Source organism: Chitinophaga terrae (ex Kim and Jung 2007) (genome assembly GCF_900107795.1).
Classification (GTDB): domain Bacteria; phylum Bacteroidota; class Bacteroidia; order Chitinophagales; family Chitinophagaceae; genus Chitinophaga; species Chitinophaga terrae.
Genome location: NZ_FNRL01000021.1, coordinates 1 through 21,091 on the forward strand (window position 1 = coordinate 1; position 21,091 = coordinate 21,091).

21 protein-coding genes are annotated in these 21,091 nt (G+C 44.8%); 10 read left to right on the top strand and 11 right to left on the bottom strand.

The features are described 5' to 3' along the window. Positions 1-332: 332 nt before the first annotated feature. Positions 333-830 (bottom strand): ferritin, encoded by a 498-nt coding sequence (locus BLV62_RS19630; RefSeq protein ID WP_089763676.1) that lies wholly within the window; start codon positions 828-830, stop codon positions 333-335. Between the two features lie 142 nt (positions 831-972). Continuing rightward, the gene (locus BLV62_RS19635; RefSeq protein ID WP_089763677.1) at positions 973-1,212 is read right to left on the bottom strand and encodes a hypothetical protein; all 240 of its coding nucleotides are present in this window, start codon (positions 1,210-1,212) and stop codon (positions 973-975) included. A gap of 332 nt (positions 1,213-1,544) precedes the next feature. On the opposite strand from BLV62_RS19635, the gene BLV62_RS19640 reads away from it, so the two are divergent. Both BLV62_RS19640 and BLV62_RS19645 read left to right on the top strand, forming a co-directional pair. Then, positions 1,545-1,925: a DUF6766 family protein gene (locus BLV62_RS19640; protein WP_089763678.1), complete on the top strand. Its 381-nt coding sequence runs from the start codon at positions 1,545-1,547 to the stop codon at positions 1,923-1,925. Between the two features lie 23 nt (positions 1,926-1,948). Next, complete coding sequence (locus BLV62_RS19645; RefSeq protein ID WP_089763679.1) at positions 1,949-2,536, top strand: DUF4142 domain-containing protein; 588 nt, start codon at positions 1,949-1,951, stop codon at positions 2,534-2,536. 114 nt (positions 2,537-2,650) lie between these two features. Here the strand turns inward: BLV62_RS19645 and BLV62_RS19650 are convergent, their stop codons facing one another. From BLV62_RS19650 to BLV62_RS19680, 7 genes are all read right to left on the bottom strand, one after another. Then, positions 2,651-3,331: a hypothetical protein gene (locus tag BLV62_RS19650; protein WP_089763680.1), complete on the bottom strand. Its 681-nt coding sequence runs from the start codon at positions 3,329-3,331 to the stop codon at positions 2,651-2,653. 238 nt (positions 3,332-3,569) lie between these two features. Beyond that, the gene (locus BLV62_RS19655; protein WP_139170308.1) at positions 3,570-4,829 is read right to left on the bottom strand and encodes an ATP-binding protein; all 1,260 of its coding nucleotides are present in this window, start codon (positions 4,827-4,829) and stop codon (positions 3,570-3,572) included. A 285-nt stretch (positions 4,830-5,114) separates the two neighbouring features. Further along, positions 5,115-6,101: an aldo/keto reductase gene (locus BLV62_RS19660; RefSeq protein ID WP_089763682.1), complete on the bottom strand. Its 987-nt coding sequence runs from the start codon at positions 6,099-6,101 to the stop codon at positions 5,115-5,117. Positions 6,102-6,179: 78 nt separating this feature from the next. Next, the gene (locus BLV62_RS19665; RefSeq protein ID WP_089763683.1) at positions 6,180-7,073 is read right to left on the bottom strand and encodes a helix-turn-helix domain-containing protein; all 894 of its coding nucleotides are present in this window, start codon (positions 7,071-7,073) and stop codon (positions 6,180-6,182) included. A 66-nt stretch (positions 7,074-7,139) separates the two neighbouring features. Beyond that, on the bottom strand, positions 7,140-9,749 hold the full coding sequence (gene ppsA / locus BLV62_RS19670) for a phosphoenolpyruvate synthase (RefSeq protein WP_225889592.1): 2,610 nt from the start codon (positions 9,747-9,749) through the stop codon (positions 7,140-7,142). Positions 9,750-9,853: 104 nt separating this feature from the next. After that, a complete protein-coding gene (locus BLV62_RS19675) occupies positions 9,854-10,249 on the bottom strand; it encodes a VOC family protein (RefSeq protein WP_089763685.1) in 396 nt (131 codons plus the stop codon). A gap of 40 nt (positions 10,250-10,289) precedes the next feature. Next, positions 10,290-10,688: a helix-turn-helix domain-containing protein gene (locus BLV62_RS19680; RefSeq protein WP_089763686.1), complete on the bottom strand. Its 399-nt coding sequence runs from the start codon at positions 10,686-10,688 to the stop codon at positions 10,290-10,292. A gap of 287 nt (positions 10,689-10,975) precedes the next feature. Between BLV62_RS19680 and BLV62_RS19685 the strand changes: the two genes are divergently transcribed. The 6 genes from BLV62_RS19685 to BLV62_RS19710 all read left to right on the top strand — a co-directional run bounded on the left by BLV62_RS19685 (position 10,976) and on the right by BLV62_RS19710 (position 14,698). Then, a complete protein-coding gene (locus tag BLV62_RS19685) occupies positions 10,976-11,566 on the top strand; it encodes a Crp/Fnr family transcriptional regulator (protein ID WP_089763687.1) in 591 nt (196 codons plus the stop codon). Between the two features lie 71 nt (positions 11,567-11,637). Further along, entirely contained in the window at positions 11,638-12,168 is a 531-nt protein-coding gene (locus BLV62_RS19690; RefSeq protein ID WP_089763688.1) for a YceI family protein, read from the top strand. Between the two features lie 15 nt (positions 12,169-12,183). Next, entirely contained in the window at positions 12,184-12,402 is a 219-nt protein-coding gene (locus tag BLV62_RS19695; RefSeq protein ID WP_089763689.1) for a tautomerase family protein, read from the top strand. A gap of 3 nt (positions 12,403-12,405) precedes the next feature. Further along, a complete protein-coding gene (locus BLV62_RS19700) occupies positions 12,406-13,140 on the top strand; it encodes an SDR family NAD(P)-dependent oxidoreductase (protein WP_089763690.1) in 735 nt (244 codons plus the stop codon). Between the two features lies 1 nt (position 13,141). Beyond that, positions 13,142-13,612, top strand: a complete 471-nt coding sequence (locus BLV62_RS19705; RefSeq protein WP_089763691.1) for a nuclear transport factor 2 family protein — start codon at positions 13,142-13,144, stop codon at positions 13,610-13,612. Positions 13,613-13,627: 15 nt separating this feature from the next. Continuing rightward, positions 13,628-14,698: an NAD(P)H-dependent flavin oxidoreductase gene (locus BLV62_RS19710; RefSeq protein WP_089763692.1), complete on the top strand. Its 1,071-nt coding sequence runs from the start codon at positions 13,628-13,630 to the stop codon at positions 14,696-14,698. Between the two features lie 49 nt (positions 14,699-14,747). On the opposite strand, the gene BLV62_RS19715 is transcribed toward BLV62_RS19710, so the two are convergent. After that, positions 14,748-14,987: a GlsB/YeaQ/YmgE family stress response membrane protein gene (locus tag BLV62_RS19715; protein WP_089763693.1), complete on the bottom strand. Its 240-nt coding sequence runs from the start codon at positions 14,985-14,987 to the stop codon at positions 14,748-14,750. A 216-nt stretch (positions 14,988-15,203) separates the two neighbouring features. Between BLV62_RS19715 and BLV62_RS19720 the strand changes: the two genes are divergently transcribed. Both BLV62_RS19720 and BLV62_RS19725 read left to right on the top strand, forming a co-directional pair. Further along, positions 15,204-18,362: a ligand-binding sensor domain-containing protein gene (locus tag BLV62_RS19720; protein WP_258522439.1), complete on the top strand. Its 3,159-nt coding sequence runs from the start codon at positions 15,204-15,206 to the stop codon at positions 18,360-18,362. Between the two features lies 1 nt (position 18,363). Next, a complete protein-coding gene (locus tag BLV62_RS19725; RefSeq protein ID WP_089763695.1) occupies positions 18,364-19,128 on the top strand; it encodes a response regulator transcription factor in 765 nt (254 codons plus the stop codon). A 24-nt stretch (positions 19,129-19,152) separates the two neighbouring features. Here BLV62_RS19725 and BLV62_RS19730 read toward each other — a convergent pair whose 3' ends face one another. Beyond that, positions 19,153-21,075: a RagB/SusD family nutrient uptake outer membrane protein gene (locus tag BLV62_RS19730; RefSeq protein WP_089763726.1), complete on the bottom strand. Its 1,923-nt coding sequence runs from the start codon at positions 21,073-21,075 to the stop codon at positions 19,153-19,155. Between the last annotated feature and the right edge of the window lie 16 nt (positions 21,076-21,091).

A 21,091-nucleotide genomic window follows, 5' to 3' on the forward strand; every position in this document is an offset into this window, starting at 1 on the left:
TAAAAAAAAACAGGGCCTCCCAGGGTAAGTGTTATCGCTTTCCATCCATGTAGCCGCTGCATTTACGTTGTTACAATCTGTGTAGTATCGGGTTTTTGTTTCTTATGCAACATCACCCTTGTAACCCCGCCTTGTATACAGTTTCTGTTCGTCGGCCCGGATGTTTGCCGCCAGCTTCCTTCAGATTCCACTTTACAGTGGACACCCTTGCTATTGGCTAATGCTTCCTACTACAAAGCGCATTCGGGACTTGCACCCTAGAGATATAACACATGCCTGGCACACATAAAAAAGCACCGCTGGTGAACGGTGCTTTGTAATAAGGTGTGGATCTATTCCTGGTCAAGCGTCATTATATCCCTGTCGAAGAGGTATAAACCGCTTTTATCATCGCCTATCATCTCCAGTTTATCATTACAATCTCTCGCCAGTTTTTCTTCCTCCATTTGTTCCATTACATACCATTGCAGGAAGTTGTGAGTGGCATAGTCCTTTTCTGCAAGCGCTATTTCAACGAGGTCGTTGATACTTTCGCTCACTTTCAGCTCATGTTTCAGCAGTTGTTCGAAGGCTGCCTTCAGGGAAACGAAGGTCATTACAGGCTGCTCCAGCGCCGGGATCACGGCAAACCCGCCTCGTTCGTTCACATAGTGGATCAGTTTCAGCATGTGCATTCTTTCTTCATCGCTGTGACGAAAGAAGAACTTGGTTACTCCTTTTAACCCGGGTTGGATTTCAGCCCAGCTACCCATGGCAAGGTAAGATTGTGACGATTGCGCTTCCATCAGTATCTGTTTGTTCAGCGCGTCTTTCATTCTTTGTGATAGCATATTACAGAATATTCAGGTTTATTAAGCTTTATACTAAAATAGGAGTTTTTATGTTACCGGGCTGAAAAATATCCATAAAAAAACAACAGGCCCTTTTTTAGAAAAGAACCTGTTGTTCTGCAATTTACCATGCCGATTATGTCTAATCGTGACCCTCTACTTTTACGATCTTATTGTAAATACCAAAAAGGAGGAATGAAGAAACCCACTGACCAACGAAAAGACTGGAATGCTTCCTGCCTAAACATTGTAATGCCAGTGATACGCCCATTGCGCTCAGTGCAGCCAACAGGTAAGCATCGGAAGGTATTTTTGCTGTTTGTTTCTCAATGGCCTTAGTAAGTTTTCCTTCTTCGGGTTGTTGGCCAAGTACGTTTTCCATAATACCTGATTTAGTAGTGAATAAATTGTTTTTCCTTTCCGGAGTTCACGTATAAAACCATGCCATTAATCTCAGCAAACACAGCACCAGCAATCACTTCCGGTTACCCGAATGGCACAATTAATGAAAGGGATAGCTAAAACTGATCTTATGTTAGTACCATTTATTGCCCTTATCGCCGTTATTGTTGCCGTAGTCATTTACCTGGTAATGCAAGGCAACCGCAAAACAAAGGATACCGGGAACAAATAGCAGCCTTAAACATAGTAAAGCATTGGCTCGATTTTGTTAGCTCATAACTGTAATTGTTTGTTCACTTAACCATTAATGTTATGAAAACGAAACCATCCTATCTCAAGCGCAAGGCTTATTTCTATGTTACCTTACTGCTATTCATGATCTCGGTATTTCTCCACTGGTTCTTTGGGTGGAAAGATTATAAACAGGAACAGCTGACCCATTCGCAACCTCCGCAGGTAGAAGAATATGCGGTACAAATGATGCGGGAAACAATGGAGAACTGGCAATCCGAATTCCTTCAGCTTATCTGGCAGGTAGTTGGCCTCTCTTTCCTTTGGTATTGCGGGTCTCCTCAGTCCAAAGAAGGCGACGACAGGCGGGAAGAAAAGCTGGACTTCATTATTAAACGCCTGGAACCAGACAATGCTGATGAGCTGCTGGCAGAATGGAAAAGAAAATATCCTGAGAAATAATTGTTCGTTAAAAATTTATAAAGATGAAAACGCTTACTATTCTATTACTAGCTGCAGCTATGCTTTCGGCATGCGGACAACGAAAGAGCCCCGAACAGCAAACAGAAAAAGATAGTGTAAAAGCGATGAAGGAAAGCATGGATCATGTGCCTTCTTCCACGGTCAACTTTATAACCGACGCAGCTATTACAAATATCAAAGAGATAAGGCTTGGCAGGCTGGCAAAGAGTAAAGCGGCCGATGAACGGATACGCAGGTATGGCGCAATGATGGAAAAAGACCACTCGCTTGCTAACCAGCAACTGGATTCAATAGCCAAACTAACAGGCGTAACAATGCCAACAGAGTTAACGGGAGAAGATAAAAAAACCGAAGAGACACTTTTCACCATAAAGTATACAGACTTCGATAAAACATACATCAAGGAAATGATAGCAGGTCATAAGAAAACGCTGGCCATGTTTGAGAATGCAAAGAATTCGAAGGATACGGCCATCAGCCGCTTTGCAGAGAGCATGATACCAACCCTGAACAAGCACCTGGATGAGGCGTTGACCATCCTGGAAGATATGCGTAAACAGATCAACAAAAGTAATAAGAGCATTCAATAAATTACGAGAAACGCAGGGCACAACAGCTGTTATAGTAGAAAAACGGATGCCTGCTCCCTGGCCAGATGAAAAGAGCAAGAATATCCAGGGAACGGCCAGGCCGGTGGAAGCTGATCAGTCTTCTTCCCCTTCTTCCTCATCATAACTGGTATACGACCAGTCGATATCCAGTGTATCCAGCATATTGTCGAACCTGTCCTGTATATCTGTTCCCGCAAAAATACCCGTACACTGCTGCTGATCATCAAACGACAGGCTAATCACCTCCCTGTAATCGGCTGTATATACCTTTTGCTTTTCCCAACTGATCTCCGGGAGCAATTCCCAGCGGGTTTCTAATTCTTTTACCACTGCGGGGGAAAGAGTGGTAAAGGCGTTCGCCACATATTTCAATCCTCCCAATGTGCCGTTATAAACAGCCATCAACAGGAGAAAATCTTCGGTTGTTCCAGTTTCCTTCATCCACTCATCGCCATAAAAACCATAAACAGGCGGATTATCCATTCTCAGGTCTTCTTCTTTGATCCCCCAATATGCCACAACCTGGTTCTCTTCATAAAACACCAGGTAACGATCGTCTGAAAAACCTATTTCTTCGCCCCGGGGTTTAAGCAAACGGTTATGCGAGTAGTTGATCGCTTCGTTCTTTCCCAGCGCGAGGTAGTATTCCCTGAGTTTGAGCGGCAGTTTAATATGCAGCCGCTTTTCTACCTGTTGCAATTCGCTGTCGGCAAAGCCCTGGTTTTCGACGGATGTTACATTGTAGAGTTGTTTTATTTTTTCGATTGCGGTCATGGGTTGTTTCCTTGAATTACGTTTTATAAATAAACGAAATTTTGTTCAGAAGAATGGGTGAATATTATTGCGCATTGTGGGACGTTCCATAACAATGGAGGTAAGTTCCATTATTAACCCAGCAATCTACATTTCCTTGATGAACCGACTGAAGCGCCTGCCGCCTTAGATAAAGGTTAAAATGAAGCCAAACAAAAGAATAGGTCTTATATAATCGTAATTAATTCAGTCGGGTAAACTATTGCCATAAAACATGAAAAGGAACTGCCCAAAGATTTTTTCCAAATGGAACTGCGTCCTTCCCTGAATAAAGTACGACACCGCCAATAAAATCTTTTGCAGCAAGTTCCGCTAACACCTGGATTCCTTTAAAATCGTGAATATTGACTGATTCAGATTTTTTAATTTCAATAGCAAATAGGGAACCGTCCGGCCGTTCAAGCACAAAATCAACTTCCTTGCCGTCACCTGTTCTGAAATGCAAAAGTTTGGCTCTCGTTTCGCTAAATGTCAGTTGCTTGGTTAGTTCGGTAGCAATATAATTTTCGAGGATATGGCCAAATAGATCAGGTTTATTTCTTTCGATATCTTCTATATCCAGATCCAGCATATAGCAGAGCATTAAGGTGTCTATTAAATATCCTTTGGGAGATTTAACTAATCGTTTTCCAATGTTTCTAAACCACGGCTCTATGTCAAAATTTAAAAACATCATTTTTAAAATGTTCCGATAAAATTTCGAGGTTACCGGATTTAGCCCCAGGTCGCGGGCGATGTCCGAATCATTTAACAGGTTGCCGGCGCGCGTTGCCAGAATACGTAGCAGATTAGGAAGAACGGATATTTTTTCCAATTCCGCTATAAGCCGTACATCGCGTTGTAAAATTGTTGTAAGGTATCCGTCGAACCAGATATTGCGCTCCGAAGACTCCTTATCCGCAATTTCAGGGAAAGTTGCCAGTTTCATTGCATCTGTAATACCCAAGCCCCGATCACTCATATTCTCAAAATCCAGGTTCACTAATCTATCCAATCCGTTTCCCTGACCTTGTGATGCTTCTGCCGTACAAAAGGGATAAAGAGTTAAGACGGTCATTCGCCCAACAAGCGGATCAGATAATTTTGGTAATGCCAGAATATTGGCCGAACCGGTTAATAAATACCTGCCGTTTGCGTTTGATTTATCTTGCAGCCTCAAGTCATCAACAACAACCTTTAAAGCGCGGAATAACTCTGGAACAAGTTGTACTTCATCAATGATTAAGGTGTCTTTATAGGACGATAAAAAACTTTCAGGAGATGAAGAAGCTGCGGCCATTTGGGTTGGACGATCAAATGATACATAGGCGGCAGGACTATTCTTATGACCTATTTGCTCCCTGAGATTCTGTACTAAAGTGCTTTTCCCAGACTGTCTGGCTCCGTTTAAAAAAACAACCGGGCTGACGTTTAGCGCCTGTAATAAACGGGAAGTAATATAGCGAGGTAACGTTTTCATATTTGCAAAATTAAAGGCAACCTTTTGAAATTCAAAAGCCAAACTTTAAATTTGCAAAATAAAATATAAATAATTGATTATAAGCAGATTATTTACAAACCAAACAATCAAAACAAACATATTAATCATTTTTTATATATTACTATTTTTTATGCAAATCGTATAATACAAAGTAGTTATCCGGCGATATAGGTCAACCTCCCTTCACTTTGAATGTACGTTTTTCGCCTACAAACAAAATGGCCGCCATAGATTATGGCGGCCATTTTGTTTATAGCTGAAATATCAATTCCTATCAACCAGCTTGTTCATCACTTCATTGTAACGATCGCCGGTATCAGGGTATTTCTCCAACAGCAATTCAATATTCCTGTAATCATCTGCTGACAATTCCACATCTACAGCGCCTGCATTTTCTACCAGGTATTTGCGGCGTTTAGTACCTGGAATAGGAATAATATTATCTCCCTGTCCCAGTACCCATGCCAGCGCCAATTGAGCAGGGGTACAGTTTTTCGCGGCAGCCAGCTCAGCAAATTCCCTGGTCAGGTTCATGTTGTTCTCTGCATGTCCGCCCTGGAAGCGGGGAAGCGCTCTTCTGAAATCGCTTTCTTTCAGGCTGGAAGGATCAAGTGCATTGGTGACCAAGCCTCTTGCCAGCGGGCTGAAAGGGATAAAAGAGATATTCAACTCCTTGCAAAGCGGCAGTATTGCTGCTTCCACGTCCCTGGTTAACAGGGAGTATTCGCTTTGCAATGCGCTGATTGGATGCACGGCATTGGCCCTCCTGATAGAGTTAGGCGAGGCTTCTGAAAGACCCAGGTAACGTACCTTTCCTTCCTTCACCAGGTCCGCCATTGCGCCAACCATTTCTTCTACCGGAACATCCGGGTCTATACGGTGCGCGTAATATAGATCTATAACATCGGTCTGTAAACGTTTCAGGCTGGCTTCTACAGCCTTTCTCATGTAGGCCGGTGAGCCGTCGAATGAGCGGGTACTGAGCGCCTGATTCAACTGGAATCCGAATTTGGTTGCAATGAAGATCTTTTGCCTGTTAGGTTTCAGGACTTTTGATACCAATTCCTCATTAGCCCCATTACCGTAAATATCGGCAGTGTCCCAGAAGTTGATTCCCAGTTCAAGGGCTTTTTCAAGGGTAGCGATAGATTCAGGGTCATTGGGTTCGCCGTATGCATGGCTCATGCTCATACATCCCAAGCCGATTGCAGATAATTCAATACCTGTATTTCCTAATTTCCTGTACTTCATAACTAAAACAATTATGGAACAAAGGTAAAAGGCAGCAGATTGATAAAATAAAAGTATTCAAACGAATAATTCTACAATTCAAACAATTACCTTTCTAACCTCTTTAGGTGTTTTGCCTGTATGTTTTTTATAGAAGGTATTGAAGTAGCCAGGGTATTCAAATCCCAGGCAGTAACCGATCTCAGAAACGGCCCAGTCGCTGTGCCGCAACAGCTCAGTAGCTTCCAGCAATATCCTGGAGGCAATATGCTCAGTGGTTGTTTTGCCCGTAACTTCTTTTACCGCCCTGTTGAGGTGATTGATATGTACGGAAAGTTGCCTGGCAAAATCCTTGGCTGATTTCAGTTTCAGCTCATTCTGACGGGAGTCGATAGGAAACTGCCGGCTTAAAAGCTCCAGGAAAAGAGAAGTAATACGGGCAGAGGCGTTCATATCGTGATCGTAGTTCTGCGCCGGTTGCATTTTGATGGCATAATGCACAATAAGATGAAGGTAATTGCGCAGCACATCCTGCTTCTGCACATAACTGCTCTGGTTTTCTTCCAGCATCTTCCTGAAAAGATATGATATCTCCTCTACGCTTTTGTCGTCCGGGAAAAATACCCTGTCTGATTCCAGCTGGAACATAGGCAGATCTGTCAGCATTTCGCTCCGCTGCTTCGCGAATGCTTCATTAAATATGCAAAACCAGCCGTGTTGCTCACCTGGTCCCGGTTGCCAGTAATAAGGGATCAGGGGATTGGAGAACATCAGCGCCGGCCTGTCTATATGCAGCGTCCTGTCGGCATATTCCAGCGTTCCTTTCCCCAGGATGAGGCTTACTTTGTAATAATCCTTGCGGGAGTACGGAATGGTTACCCGGCATGCATTTTTTTCAAATACATTCACGTGAGGAGTGCCAGGGACCAGCCTTTCCTGCAAAGGGTATTTGATACGCTGGTAAAAACTCGGTATATCTTCGCTCCTGTTCATGGATCAAAATTACACAATTCAAACAATATAGTTAAACCAGGCTTCCTGAGAAACCCGGTTCCGGCTTTATAATATCTCTACATATCCTTCCGTTCCGTTTACCCGTATCCGTTGTTTATCCCTGATCCGTTTGGTTGCATCCAGCACGCCCACTACGGCAGGCAAACCATATTCCCTGGCAATTACCGCTCCATGGGTCATCAGGCCTCCTACCTCGGTTATCAGGCCTTTTACAGACACGAACAAAGGCGTCCAACTCGGATCGGTGAAGAGGGTTACCAAGATATCGCCATCTTCCAGGTCTGCATCTTCCATCTTCAAAATAACGCGCGCCCTGCCTTCCACTACGCCCGAAGAAACGGCTAGCCCCACGATGGCATTCGCAGGCAGGTTTTCGTTCTTATACCTTCCTGTCATAATCTCACCTTCTGATGTCATTACCCTTGGCGGGGTCAATTTTTCAAACTGCCTGTATTCCTCTTTCCGCTGTTCTATCAATTGGTAGTCCAGTTTCCCGGAGTTTACCGCTTCCCTGAACTCGTGGAAGCCGAGATAGTAAACATCTTCCGGCTCGTGAATAACGCCTGCTTTCACCAGCGCTGCCGCCTCTTTCATCAATGCCTGTTTATAAAGGTAGTAACGCACGATCTTGGCATATTTAGGGTATTCGCGGTACCCGATATAATTCCTTACCAGGTTGATCACATGTTTTGCTTCAGCGGCCTTCTTTTCGCCGTCCGGCAACTGCCGGAGGCGTTCCAGCAGACCCCTCCCCTTGTCGTTAGCTTCCCGCAACCCTTTTTCAAACATCTTCCTGCCGGCCCCGGGTTCAAAATTCCTGATATTGCTAAGGATCAGGGGGATCAGCTGCGCAGGCTTTTCGCTCCACCGGGTTTTCGTGATATCGATTTCCCCGACGCAACGCATGCCGTATTTATCCAGGTACCGTGTAATCGCGTTGGCAGCTTCTTCGCCGCCTGCTGTTTTCCCCAGGTCCTCCAGGAAGTTATCGTCTTTGACCCGTTGCAGGTAGCTGATCACTTCAGGATAAGGACGGATCACATCTGCAACATCCAACAGCGCCAGGCCCATTTCGGAAGTGATGTTGTGAGGAACGGATTGCGTAAGCACATCTACAGCGTTCTTTTCTCCCAGCCACTCATTCATTTTATCGTTGACCCAGAAAGAAGCGTTTATCCCGGCCATCACCACACCCAGGCTTCGCTGGTTGAACATATCTTTCTTCTGCTTGTCCAGGTCTTCCACGATAAAATCAAAAAGTTCCGTGCCCGACTTCTTCGCAATCTGCTGCCGCAGCGTTGCGATATCCGCTTCATTAGATCTGATCAGCTCTTCTACCAGCGTGGGGTTATATTCTATTTCTGTAACCGGCGGCGTTGGAGGCAGCGGATTTACTGCTGGGTTGTCGGGTAAAGGTTTGATGAAATCTTCTTTTGCTACCACCTGTAATAATGCATCTTTTATCAGCGGGTCAGATTTCCCGAAGATATCCAGTATGGTGTCCCTGTTGCCGGGTGAAGCCAGGTTGCGGGCAATGTCTACAAACAACCTGCCTGCTGCCGTGTGCATCGGGCGGGGCGCTGTCAACTGCCAGATAGCAATGCCCAGAGGTTTCAGCGGATCGGTCATCATTTGCTGATGGCCTACAGACACGTATACATGGCTTTCGTCGTCGCCTGCTTCGGGAACAGGGAATAAAGTTGTGATCGGGCGGCTTTGCACGATATAGAAACTGCCATTTGCCAGGCACCATTCTATATCCTGCGGCTGGCCGAAATAAGCTGCTATACTCTTCCCGATGGTTGCCAGTTGCAGTATCTGTTCATCTGTTAAAGCCTGTTGCCGCTGTTGTTCCTCCCCGATCTCCTCCGCTGCTGTTCCCCCGTTTTCCTGCGCTTTTACAGCCAGTTTTTTTACAGCTACCTGTTTATCTGCTATCCTGTTATTATTTACTTTATAAACATCCGCATTCACCAGTCCCGAAACCAGGGCTTCTCCCAGGCCAAGGCTGGCGTCAATGGAAACGGTTTTCCGGTTGCCGGTAACAGGATCGGCGGTAAACATTATTCCTGCCACCTCCGGGAAAACCATTAGCTGTACAACTACTGATAACTGTACTTTACGATGATCAAACCCATTCTGCAAACGGTAGATCACCGCCCGGTCGGTGAACAGGGAAGCCCAGCACCGGCTGATATGTTTAAGGATCTCAGTTCTTCCAATAATATTCAGGTAGGTATCCTGTTGCCCGGCAAACGAAGCGGTTGGCAGATCTTCCGCTGTGGCGCTCGATCTTACTGCATAGGCCTTTTCTTCTCCCAGTGCGGCGATATACCGGGAAACTTCTTCCGCCATCTCGTTAGGAATTTGAAGGCGCTCAATTTCAGCCCTGATCCTGCCGCTTAAGGCACTAACTTTTTCCCTGTCATTGGCCCGGCAACCAGCCAACTGATCTAACAATTCGTTGATCAGCGAATTGTTAGCAACGATCTCGTTAAAGGCCCGGGTAGTGATGCAAAAGCCCTGCGGCACGTTGATCCCGTCAATGTTACAAAGTTCGCCGAGGTTGGCGCCTTTGCCTCCAACAGCGGAGAGTTGGGATTTGTCGATGTCCCGGAAGCCAAGTACATAGGAATTCATACTGATAATATTCATTGGTTTAAGTTGAGCGAGGTTATGCAGAGCAGGTGTATGCAATAAAAGTTTAAAAGGACAGCTATTATTTTATACCTGTCCTCTTAATAACAGTATCGCGTATACTATAACATTTCTACTAACTGGATATTATTGCCGCAGGTATCGTTCAACACGGCGAGCTTAACTGTCCCCATCGGAGTTGGCGGCAGGCTGAATTCCACTCCCAGCGCCAGCAGCCGTTCATACTCTGCCTGCACATCGTCGACGTTGAACTGGGTAAACGGAATCCCTGCATCGAAGAGGGCTTTCTGGTATATTCTTGCCGGTTCGAAATGTAATGGACCGGGTTCCAGCAAGATTTCCGGGCCATCCTGTTCTTCTTTGCTTACGACTGTCAGCCAACGGCTGTCGCCGTCCAGCGGTATGTCCGTTTTCTTTACAAAGCCCAGTTTATTTGTATAAAAATCCAATGCTTTTTCCTGGTTCAGGACTAGAATGCTTATAACTTTTACTTTCATCTTTTCCAGATTTTAGGTTTTAGTTTACAAGATTCCAAAATCAGGAGATAACCGACTTTGCGAAAGTTGCGCTTTTTTGAAATTCGGAAGGGCGTTGTCCTGTCCGGCTTTTAAATAAAGTGGTAAAGGAACAAGGACTTTCGAAGCCCATGGCAAAACAGGTTTCCATAACGCTTTTTCCTTCCCTGAGGTAAGCTTTGGATTTTTCTATGCGTTTGTCTGTCAGGTATTGTTTGGGTGTGACCCCGTAATATCTTTTGAACAAACGCAGCAAATGGTACTTCGATACAAACCGGGCATTAGACAATAAATTCAGGTTGAGGTCCGTATCGAAATGTTGATCGATATACTTACGGATGCCAATAACCGTATCCAGTTGAGCCTGGTTAGCATAGACGGAAGCACGGATGCGGTATATTTCGCTGGTGTAAAATGTCATCAGATGGTTTTTCGATCAACGGGGTTAGCAAAGGTATCAACAATTCATGATGTTTTGCAAAAGAAACAGCACTTTTTTTTCAGGATGATCAGCTTAAAAGCCGCGCGGGTATTGATGTTTGCATGTATAACAACGCTTCGGCCATTTATGTTTTATCTTTTATCAAAAAAATAAATGCCTTTCATTAAAAAGAAGACCGAAGATGTGGTATAATGGCAATACCAGCATCATTTTTTTTCAGCCGTTGCAGCAAATATTTGTATATTTCCTTCATAAGCATTTCTTAAATGGCCCTGGCAACAGACATACTAAAGGAACATATTTCCAAAACCGTTTCGCTGACGGATGAAGAGTTTGCACATTTCAGCTCCCATTTCAAACCCCTCTCCTTCCGGAAAGGACAGGCAGTGATCAGTGAAGGCGACCTGGTAGATCATGAGTATTTTGTAATTGAAGGATGCCTGAAGGCGTTTTATATTAATGATGAGATCAAGATGCACATCCTCCAGTTTGCAATGCCTACCTGGTGGACGTCCGACTATGAAGCGCTGTACAACAAGACAAAGGCCAAGATCAATGTGGATTGTATCACCGACGCCGAAGTACTGTGCCTGTCGAATGCCGACAGGGAGAAGCTCTGTAAAGAGATCCACCCGGTAGAACATTTCTTCCGCTGGCGTACTAATAAAGGATATGTAGCTGCGCAAAGGCGACTTCTTTCTTTGATGAACAATGATGCAAAAACCCGGTACGAAGAACTTCTCAAACTCTACCCACAACTATATAATCTTGTTCCCAAACACCTGATCGCCGCCTACCTGGGCGTTTCAAGAGAAACGTTAAGCCGTCTTTACAACTCAAACAGGAATGTGATGTAGGTCACGCAACCATCTGCCAACACCCTCGTTACTTTGTATTGAAAATTCAAAACAATTAAAAATACAAAGCAATGAACACACAAATTTTCAACATCGTAAATGCGCAAAGCAATATCGAATGGGTAGGCAGAAAAGTTACCGGCGCCCATAACGGCACCATCGACATCCAAAGCGGATCGCTTACCTTAACAGATGGACAGGTCACAGCCGGCAGCTTTGTAATTGACGTCGCTTCCATCAAGATCCTCGACGTTACAGATCCTGCTACCAACGCACAGTTTGCAGGACACCTGGCTTCCGACGATTTCTTCGGTACAGACAAATACCCAGAAGCCTATTTCGAGATCACTTCCGCCCGGGGCAATCATGTAACAGGCAACCTCACTATCAAGGGTATCACCCATCCCGTTGAATTTAATATAACCGTTGCCGTTAATAATGATACATTGTCTGCCAGTGCAAAGATCGTTGTCGACCGCACCCTGTACGATATCAAGTTCCGTTCCGGCAACTTCTTCCAGAACCTGGGCGATACCCTTATCTACAACGACTTTGATCTGAATGTATCCTTAACCGCCAAAGCAGCGCTTCAAACTGCCTAGCACAAATCTTATTTTATGCCGTTCATAAAAATTGAACTGACCCGCGAAGGTGTAACCCGCGAGCAGAAACAGCAACTGATAAAAGGAATAACAGACCTGTTTACAGACATATTGAATAAAGATCCGCAACTGACGCATATTTCCATACAGGAAGTGGAGCTGGACAACTGGGGATACGCAGGTGAACAGGTATCTGTATTACGTGAAAGAGGCATCACCGCCGATAAAAAATAGATAATGAAAAAACAAACCGTTATAGTAACAGGAGCCTCGTCGGGCATTGGAGAAGCAGTGGCCAGGTACTTCCTTGAAAGAGGCGATAACGTTGTTATCAATTCTGCAACCCCGGAGAAACTGGAAGCAGCCTACAGGAGGCTGGGAGGAGGAGATCACTTAGCTATGGCAGCCGGCGACGTCAGCAACAAAAAAACGGGCGAACAACTGTTGGCAGTAGCCCTGGAAAAATTTGGCAGCGCGGATGTACTGGTGAATAATGCAGGGATCTTTGAGAATAAGCCTTTCCTGGAAGTAGATGAAACCTATCTTGACCGTTTCCTTGATACCAACTTAAAAGGTATTTTCTTCACTACACAGGCTATCATCCCCCAAATGTTGCAACAAGGCGGCGGGGTAGTGATCAATATCGGAACTCCGTTGGTGAACCATGGATTGGGCGGCGCACCCGCCACCGCCCCGGTTTCGGCCAAAGGCGCAGTTCATGCGCTCAGCATCCAACTGGCCGCGGAATTTGGCAGGCATAACATCCGTGTAAACGTGGTTGCGCCAGGGGTTATCCGTACGCCGATGCATGGCAGCAACAGCGATAAAATGGCAGGCATTCACCTGGTAAACCGTGTAGGCGAATCCGAAGATGTTGCAGAAATGGTATATACCGTTGCCAAAAGTAATTTTATCAACGGGGCCGTTATCAATGTAGACGGCGGCATGGGCGCTGGTCATAACCTGAACTGAAATGAAAACAATATTGCTGATCGCTTTGTTGTCCTGCCAGTGGTGGGGCAGCAAAGCCCAAAATAAAAATAAGATGGAAAGTCTGAAAGCTAATACTGCCGCTATTTCCGAAATCCTGGAAACCAGGTATTTCAAAGGCATCTACGAAGGGGATATTGCCCTTTTGAGCACAGTCTATCACCCGGGTACGCTGCTTTTTGGCGATGTTAAAGGTCAACCCTATGCAAAGAACCTGGAACAGTATTTAGACGGGGTTAAGAACCGCCAGAGCCCCAAAGCCTCCGGCAAGCCGTTCAAGGGAGAGATCCAGGACATCCGGGTTGTCAATTCAATTGCCGTTGCCGAAGTAAAAGTAACCATGTATGATTTTGTTTACCAGGAATTTCTATCTTTTCATCAGATTGATGGCAAATGGTTGCTGGTAAATAAAATGATCGCTGATATAGCTGATCATGCTGTTATTGAACGTTAAATAAACTAAAAGCTGATGTGGAATAAAACTAAAGCAACGGAACTGTTAGGGATCGATTATCCCATCCTGCAAGGGCCTTTTGGCGGCAATCTTTCTTCCGTTGCATTAACAGCCGCGGTATCCAACGCCGGGGGCCTGGGAGGTTTTGGGATGTACTCATACGATCCGCAGGCTATCGTGGAAATCGACAGGCAGATCAAAGCAGCCACTAATCAACCTTATAACCTGAACCTCTGGGTTTCGGACAACGATGTTCCTTCCGGAATCATTTCTGATGAACAATATGAAGAAGCGGTGAAATTATTCCAGCCGTATTTCGATGAGCTGGATGTCCCTTTACCTCCGAAGCCTGCGCCATTTCATAGCAGGTTTGAGAACCAGCTGCAGGTAATACTGGACCTCCGCCCAAAGGTTTTCAGCTATGTATTTGGCGTCCTTTCACAGGATGTGTTGGAAGAATGCCGGAAGCGGGGAATTATAACCGTAGGCGCAGCTACCACGCTGGATGAGGCGCTTGCACTGGAAGCAACGGGCACCGATATGATCGTTGCTTCAGGCTTTGAGGCAGGCGGGCACCGGCCCTCCTTCCTGGCGCCGGCCGACTCGTCGCTTACCGGAACCTTTGTATTGGTACAACAGATCAGGGAGAAGGTCAGGATACCTGTTGTTGCCGCCGGCGGTATTGCCACCGGCGCGGGAATAGCCGCAGCGATGACGTTAGGCGCGGATGCAGTGCAGATAGGAACAGCTTTCCTGGCCTGCGAAGAATCAAATGCTCTACCTGTACATAAAGAAACATTGTTTTCAGCAAAGGCGAAGTATACTACGCTGACACGTGCTTTCACCGGCCGGTTAGGCCGCGGAATTGCCAACCGGATCACAGGAGAATTAGACGAGAAAAGATTTCTGCCTTTCCCTTTACAATCTCATTTCCTATCCGCTTTAAGAAAAGCAGCCATCGAAAAAGAACAATGGGATATGGTGTTCTTCTGGAGCGGGCAAATAGCTCCCGTGCTGAAGCACAGGAAGGCGGGAGAATTGATGCGGGGGTTGGTAGAAGAGGTAGAGGAGATCTTGGAGAGATAATAAAATACGGCGTTGCCGTTCTTCATCAGCAACGCCGTATTTCAACCTATTACTTCCCTTTGATAAGATGCACTAACCAGATAAGGATCACCGATCCTACTAACGCCACTATCAGAGAGCCGATAAAACCGTTTCCCATATGAATTCCCAGTTTGCCGAATAACCAGCCGCCCAGCCAACCTCCGACAACGCCTACCAGGATATCTACCAGCACCCCGAATCCTTCGCCACGCATTAATTTACCAGCGAGCCATCCTGCAATGCCGCCAATGAGTAAGGTCCATAACATAAGGAGATAATTTTTTAGATAATTGAAAGTATAGCTTATGGTGTATATTTCAGCAATATATAAAATATAGTTTAATACGTAGAATATTTAAATAAAAAAAACGGAACGGCATCCGCAACGCCGTTTATCCCAATTTCACTTTAATGCCTGCAGTTTCCTATATCATTATTTATATTTGAATTCAGTATTATGAAACTCCTCGGGTATATTCTTTTATTGAATTCAATATTACTGGCCGCCATTTCTCCATGTTATGGGCAATACTACTTTAAACATTACCAGGTAGATGATGGATTGGTACACAATGCCGTAACTGCTGTAATACAAGACAGCAAGGGTCTGATATGGGTAGGAACCCGCGGCGGGTTAAACCGTTTTGACGGTTATTCTTTCAAAGCATACAAAAACAATAACGACAAATTCGGCAGCCTGGGAAATGATGTTATCAATTGCATAGCAGAAGACAGGAATAAGATGATCTGGATAGCGACCGGCAAAGGTATTTTTAAATATGACCCCTACAAGGAAGTGCTCACCGAGCTGGAAACAGTTCCGAAAGAATATACGAACAATGTGGTAATAGACAAGGATAATAACCTATGGTTCCTCATCCAGTTTTCTCTCTACAAATACATACAGGCAGAAAACCGGGTAGAGCATCTGAAAGTAAAAGCTTCCTGTCTGGCGCTGGATTCAAGTATGAATTTATGGTTAGGAGATGATGACGGTAATATCCGTATTTACAACCCCAACTCAAAAACAGATAACAGGATAAGGATCGTTGAAAAAAATTTCCCTGCCAATGAGCGGTCTGTCAGCAAAATATTTCCTGTTGGCAATGGCGAGCTATTATTAGGTTGTTTTAAACATGGGTTAAAAAGCTACGATACCAAAACCCACGCCGTTAAATCATTATCCCTGGACGCCGACAAAAATAAAAGCATATTTGTTCGCGATATTGCAGCGGGTAACGACGGGAGGTATTGGATAGCTACCGAATCAGGAATTTATATCTACGACCGGGCCACTGACAAAAGTATAAGCCTGACAAAACGGCCCGGCGATCCCTATGCCCTGGCCGACAATGCCGTTTATGCAATATGCAGGGACAACCAGGGCGGCATGTGGGCCGGTACTTTTTTCGGTGGTTTAAACTATTATTCGAAAGTGAATGCGCGATTCGAAAAATACTACCCGCTGCCTGGCGCCAACGCAATTTCAGGAAATGCAGTCAGAGAAATATGCGCCGACACCAGCGGGCATCTATGGATCGGCACTGAAGATGCAGGGATTAACAAACTGGATCTAAAAACAGGGATATTTACCAACTATACCGCCACAGGCAAAAAAGGAAGCATCTCTTATTCCAATATACATGGTCTGCTTTCCTGGGGAAACCAATTATTTATCGGCCCTTTTTTACAGGGTATGGAGATAATGGACACGCGTACAGGATTGGTTACAGACAGGTTTAAACTGATTGGTGATAAAAAAGGCCTGGTAAGTGATTTCGTTATTTCAATCTACCGGACAAAAAAGGGCAAGCTGTTGGTTGGTACCGCCTATCGCCATGCGGGGCTGTTCGAATATGACCCGCAACAGAAAACTTTTAAACGCATACCCCAGATACCATACAACACCTATGTTTATGATATATTTGAAGACTCGGAAGGAAATATCTGGACAGGCAGCGTAAAAGAAGGCGCTTTTTACTATAATCCTGAAACCGGGCAGCATGGGAACCTAAAGTTTGGCGATACTACCAGAGGAAAAACTATCAATGAATTCCCGGTCTATAATATTTTTGAAGACAGCAACCATACTTTATGGTTTGCCACTACCGGCAGCGGGCTAATAAAGCTGGGCCGCGACCGCAAAACAATTAAAAGGTATACCACGGCAAACGGATTGCCCGGTAATGTATTGTACAGCATACTCGAAGACGATTCAAAACATTTGTGGATCAGCTCTTCCAAAGGCCTTATCTGCTTTGACCTGCGCACAGAACAGGCAAAAGTATTCACAAAAGCCAACGGGTTGATAACGGATCAATTCAATTATAACTCGGCCTATAAACATACCGATGGCAAAATGTATTTCGGCTCAGTTAAAGGAATGATTGCTTTTGATCCCGCACTGGTTAACCAAAAAGAAGACAGTCCCCCTACCTATATTACCGGGTTCCAGATCAATAATACAGAAGCAATACCCGGCGGCCATAACAGCCCGCTATCCCAATCTATTTTATATACGGACACGATTACACTGAAATACGACCAGAACAATTTCAGTATCGAATTCGCCGCATTAAACTTTTCGTCGCCCGAAGCAACACGATACAAATACCTGATGAAAGGCATCGGCCAACCGTGGACCTATCTCAACACTAACCGCAGAGCCTATTTTACCGATCTCACCCCCGGGACATATGAGTTTATTGTGCATGCAGAAAGCAACACCGGGAGCTGGACGGGCAAGGAGCGGCGGCTGTTTATCAGGATACTGCCGCCTTTTTGGAAAAGCAACGTCGCCTATGTTATATATCTCTTCCTTTTAGCTGCTGTTATATTTATTACAGACCGTTTATACCGCCGATACCTTGAGCGTAAAAATCTTACGAAACTGCGGTTATTTGAGCATGAAAAGGAGAAAGAAATATACCAGGCGAAAATCGAATTCTTTACCAATATCACACATGAGATACAAACCCCGCTTACGCTGATTGCGGGACCTATAGAATGGTTAAGCAAAAAATTCGACGATGATCCTGATGTCAAGAAAAGTCTCAAAATAGCTGAAAGAAACACCCAACGCCTGATAGAGCTGGCCAGTCAATTGCTAGATTTCAGGAAAACAGAAGCGGATCAGTTCAGCCTGAACTTTGTAAAAACAGATATTCCGGGGCTGGTAACCGATGTAGCCACGGGCTTTAAGGAACAGGCAGCAAGCAAAAATATCCGTTTGAATGTAGTTATACCTGAAAAACACTTTATGGCGTTTGTAGACAGGGAGGCGCTTGTTAAAATATGCACCAATATAGTATCGAATGCTGTTAAATATGCGGCTACCTGGGCTACGGTAAACATAAACGCGGTGAACGAATCTGATGAATATTTTACTATTACCTTTGAAAATGATGGCAAAGGTATACCCGTCGAATTCCGGGATCAGATATTTGAGCCGTTTATAAGGGTTCGCGGAGATGATAAGCCGGGAACAGGTATCGGGCTATCCATAGCCAAATCGCTTACCGATCTGCACAACGGGTCTCTGCGGTTGGTTTCCGGTGAAACTGATTTAATTATATTTGAACTGAGGCTGCCTATCCATCAAAAATTTGAATTTCAATTAAGCAGTTGGAAAAAGATAAAATAGTATGACCGAAAGCATTCTTATTATTGATGACAACGAAGATATCCTGGATTTTTTATCTGTAGTATTGGGAGGTTCTTACAAGCTGCATCTTGCCGCCAACGGGGAAATTGCTCAAAGCATTTTAGACAAAGAAATTGTTCACCTGATCATTTCAGATATTATGATGCCGGGAATTGACGGGTTTGAACTGTGCAGGTTAATTAAATCAAATGTTGAATACTGCCATATTCCCATCATCTTATTAACATCTAAAAATACCTATAAGGCACACATTGAAGGTTTGGAAGTAGGGGCCGACGCATATATACAAAAACCATTCTCGTCAGAATTGTTGCAGGTGCAGATAGCCAACCTGCTTAAAAACCGTCGTAAGATCAAGGAGCATTTTGCCAGCTCGCCTTTTGAGGATGTAAGGGTGATGGCGCATTCGAAAACGGATGAAGCTTTCCTGAAGAAACTGGATGAATACATCAAAGCGAATATCAAAGATCCGAATATCGATATTGATATGCTTGCCGAACATATGTTTATGAGCCGTACTACCTTGTACCGCAAGATCAAATCCCTATCCTCACTCTCGCCAAAGGAGTTGATCGATATTACCCGGCTTAAAAAAGCAGCCAACTTAATTGCCAGGAACGAATTTTCGTTTTACGAAATTTCAAAGATGATAGGTTACAGTTCACAAAGCCTTTTTAGCCGGAACTTTCAGAAGTATTTTAAAATGACGCCCAACGAATATTTTGATTCATTGCCAAGAGAGTAAACCCTCCTGGCAATGATATTTATATTAATTTTTGACCTCATCGGCAACTGCATCTTCCCATTTTGTCCACATTTCAACACCCGGCGCATAGCCGTTATATCCCGCATTCTGGCTCAATTTTCCATATAAGTTGGCGTCAATCGCCGATTGTGGAATTGGCCAGTAAATATTGTGCGGCGCAATAGTATAAGATCTGCCTTTTACTGTTATCTTGTTTTTGTTATAATAATTATTATAGTGTTGAATGCGTTGATACCAATAACTATTGTCTGAAAGGGTATTCACATTGTAGCTATTACCCCACTCGTCGGCCCTGCCGCTTAAAGCCAGGCTGTAAGATATACGGCTTAACTCCATGTGCCGCCATTCTTCCATCCATAATTCGCGGGCGCGTTCATTGACAATATCGCCAATTGTAACGGCAGTGTAGAGTTGCTGGCATTTAGCTCTGCGTCTTACGGTATTTACATCTGCCGTAGCTGCAGCAATATCTCCCTTATAGAACTCGGCTTCGGCACGAAGCAGGTAGGTTTCCGCAAGGCGGTAGCAATACCAGTCGGCAGCTCCTCCCCTGTTATTATTACTTGCAGGATTGCCAATATGATCAGGGTCATTGGCGAAAACTTTATAATGCGGCCAGTCGAACCAGTTGCGCACGGTATCGGTACATAAAATTTTGTTACCGTTATACAATCTCAGGTTTTTACCGAAATACATGGCGTCTGAGGGATCATTATATTTCAGGGAATCCATCCTTGCCCAGTTGCCTACCCTGCTGTTGTGGCGCAGATCCGCCGTATCGTTAACCCCGTTAACATACCAGAGTTCATGTTGTGCAAAATAAGTAGGGCTGATCATGGCAATACCGCGGCCCAACGCCGAGTTGAAATCCAGGTTTGCGCGGTAAGAGCCGCTGGAGGTAGCATAGCACTGCATGAATTTCCCGGCAGGCGAAACGAGGGTAGAAATGTTCCACATCGGCCCCCAGTTCCTCATCGTACGCATTTTTATTGCAGCATCGGTACCATCGCGGTTGGGCATGGCCAGAATAGTCTCTTTATTTGCCACGATGCATTTGTTCACAGGGCGGTGCAAGTCCCATATCACGTTACGCGTAATATGCCAGGTGGATTCCAGCGGGCTTTCAAATGTTCCGAACGTGGAAGTCATTAACGAATAACCGGAACTGTTGATCAAAGAATCGGCTTGCGCAATGGCTTTATCCCATTGCCCGGTAGCAAGGTAACATTTGATCAGCAACTGGCGGCAGGCGCCTTTGTTAATCATTCCCACATAAGACATGGCCGACTGATCAGGCACCCATTGCACCGCATCCTCCATATTTTCAGTGATCATTTTCAAAATGGCTTCACGGCTGGTGCTCTTGTAGTTTTGCTTTGGGGTAGATGGAATCTGGGTGATCAAAGGAACATTGTTAAACTGGAAGCACAAGGCAAGGTAACGGAACGACCTGTGAAAATATGCTCTTCCGATGTATTCGCGTTTGGTAGCTTCATCCAGGTCAGGCACTTTATCAATATACGAGGTGATTGTATTGGCATACTTGATCCCGTTATAAGTTTCTCCCCAGAAGTAGCTCAGCATGTTCACATCATTGGTATACATTCCATCCGTTGGAGTGAGGCGGGTAGCTACATCTGCAAAAATACTTCCGTCGTCCGTTTTCCCGGATACCGCCATGTCCGACAACATATACTCGGAATTGATGGGAACCGAAATATCCCTTGTAGTAATGTAGCTCCAGTAGCTTCGCAAATGCTTGTCGCACATCGCTATGGCAGCATCGAGGCCCGACTTTGTAGAGAAAGTTGTTTCCGGCTCATAAAAAGACAAAGGATCCGGTTTAAGATAATTCTTGCTGCAGGCGGCGATCATTGCTGATACGGTTAGCAGGCAGAGAACTTTTGTTATATAACTATTTTTCATCTTTACTTTTTTATTT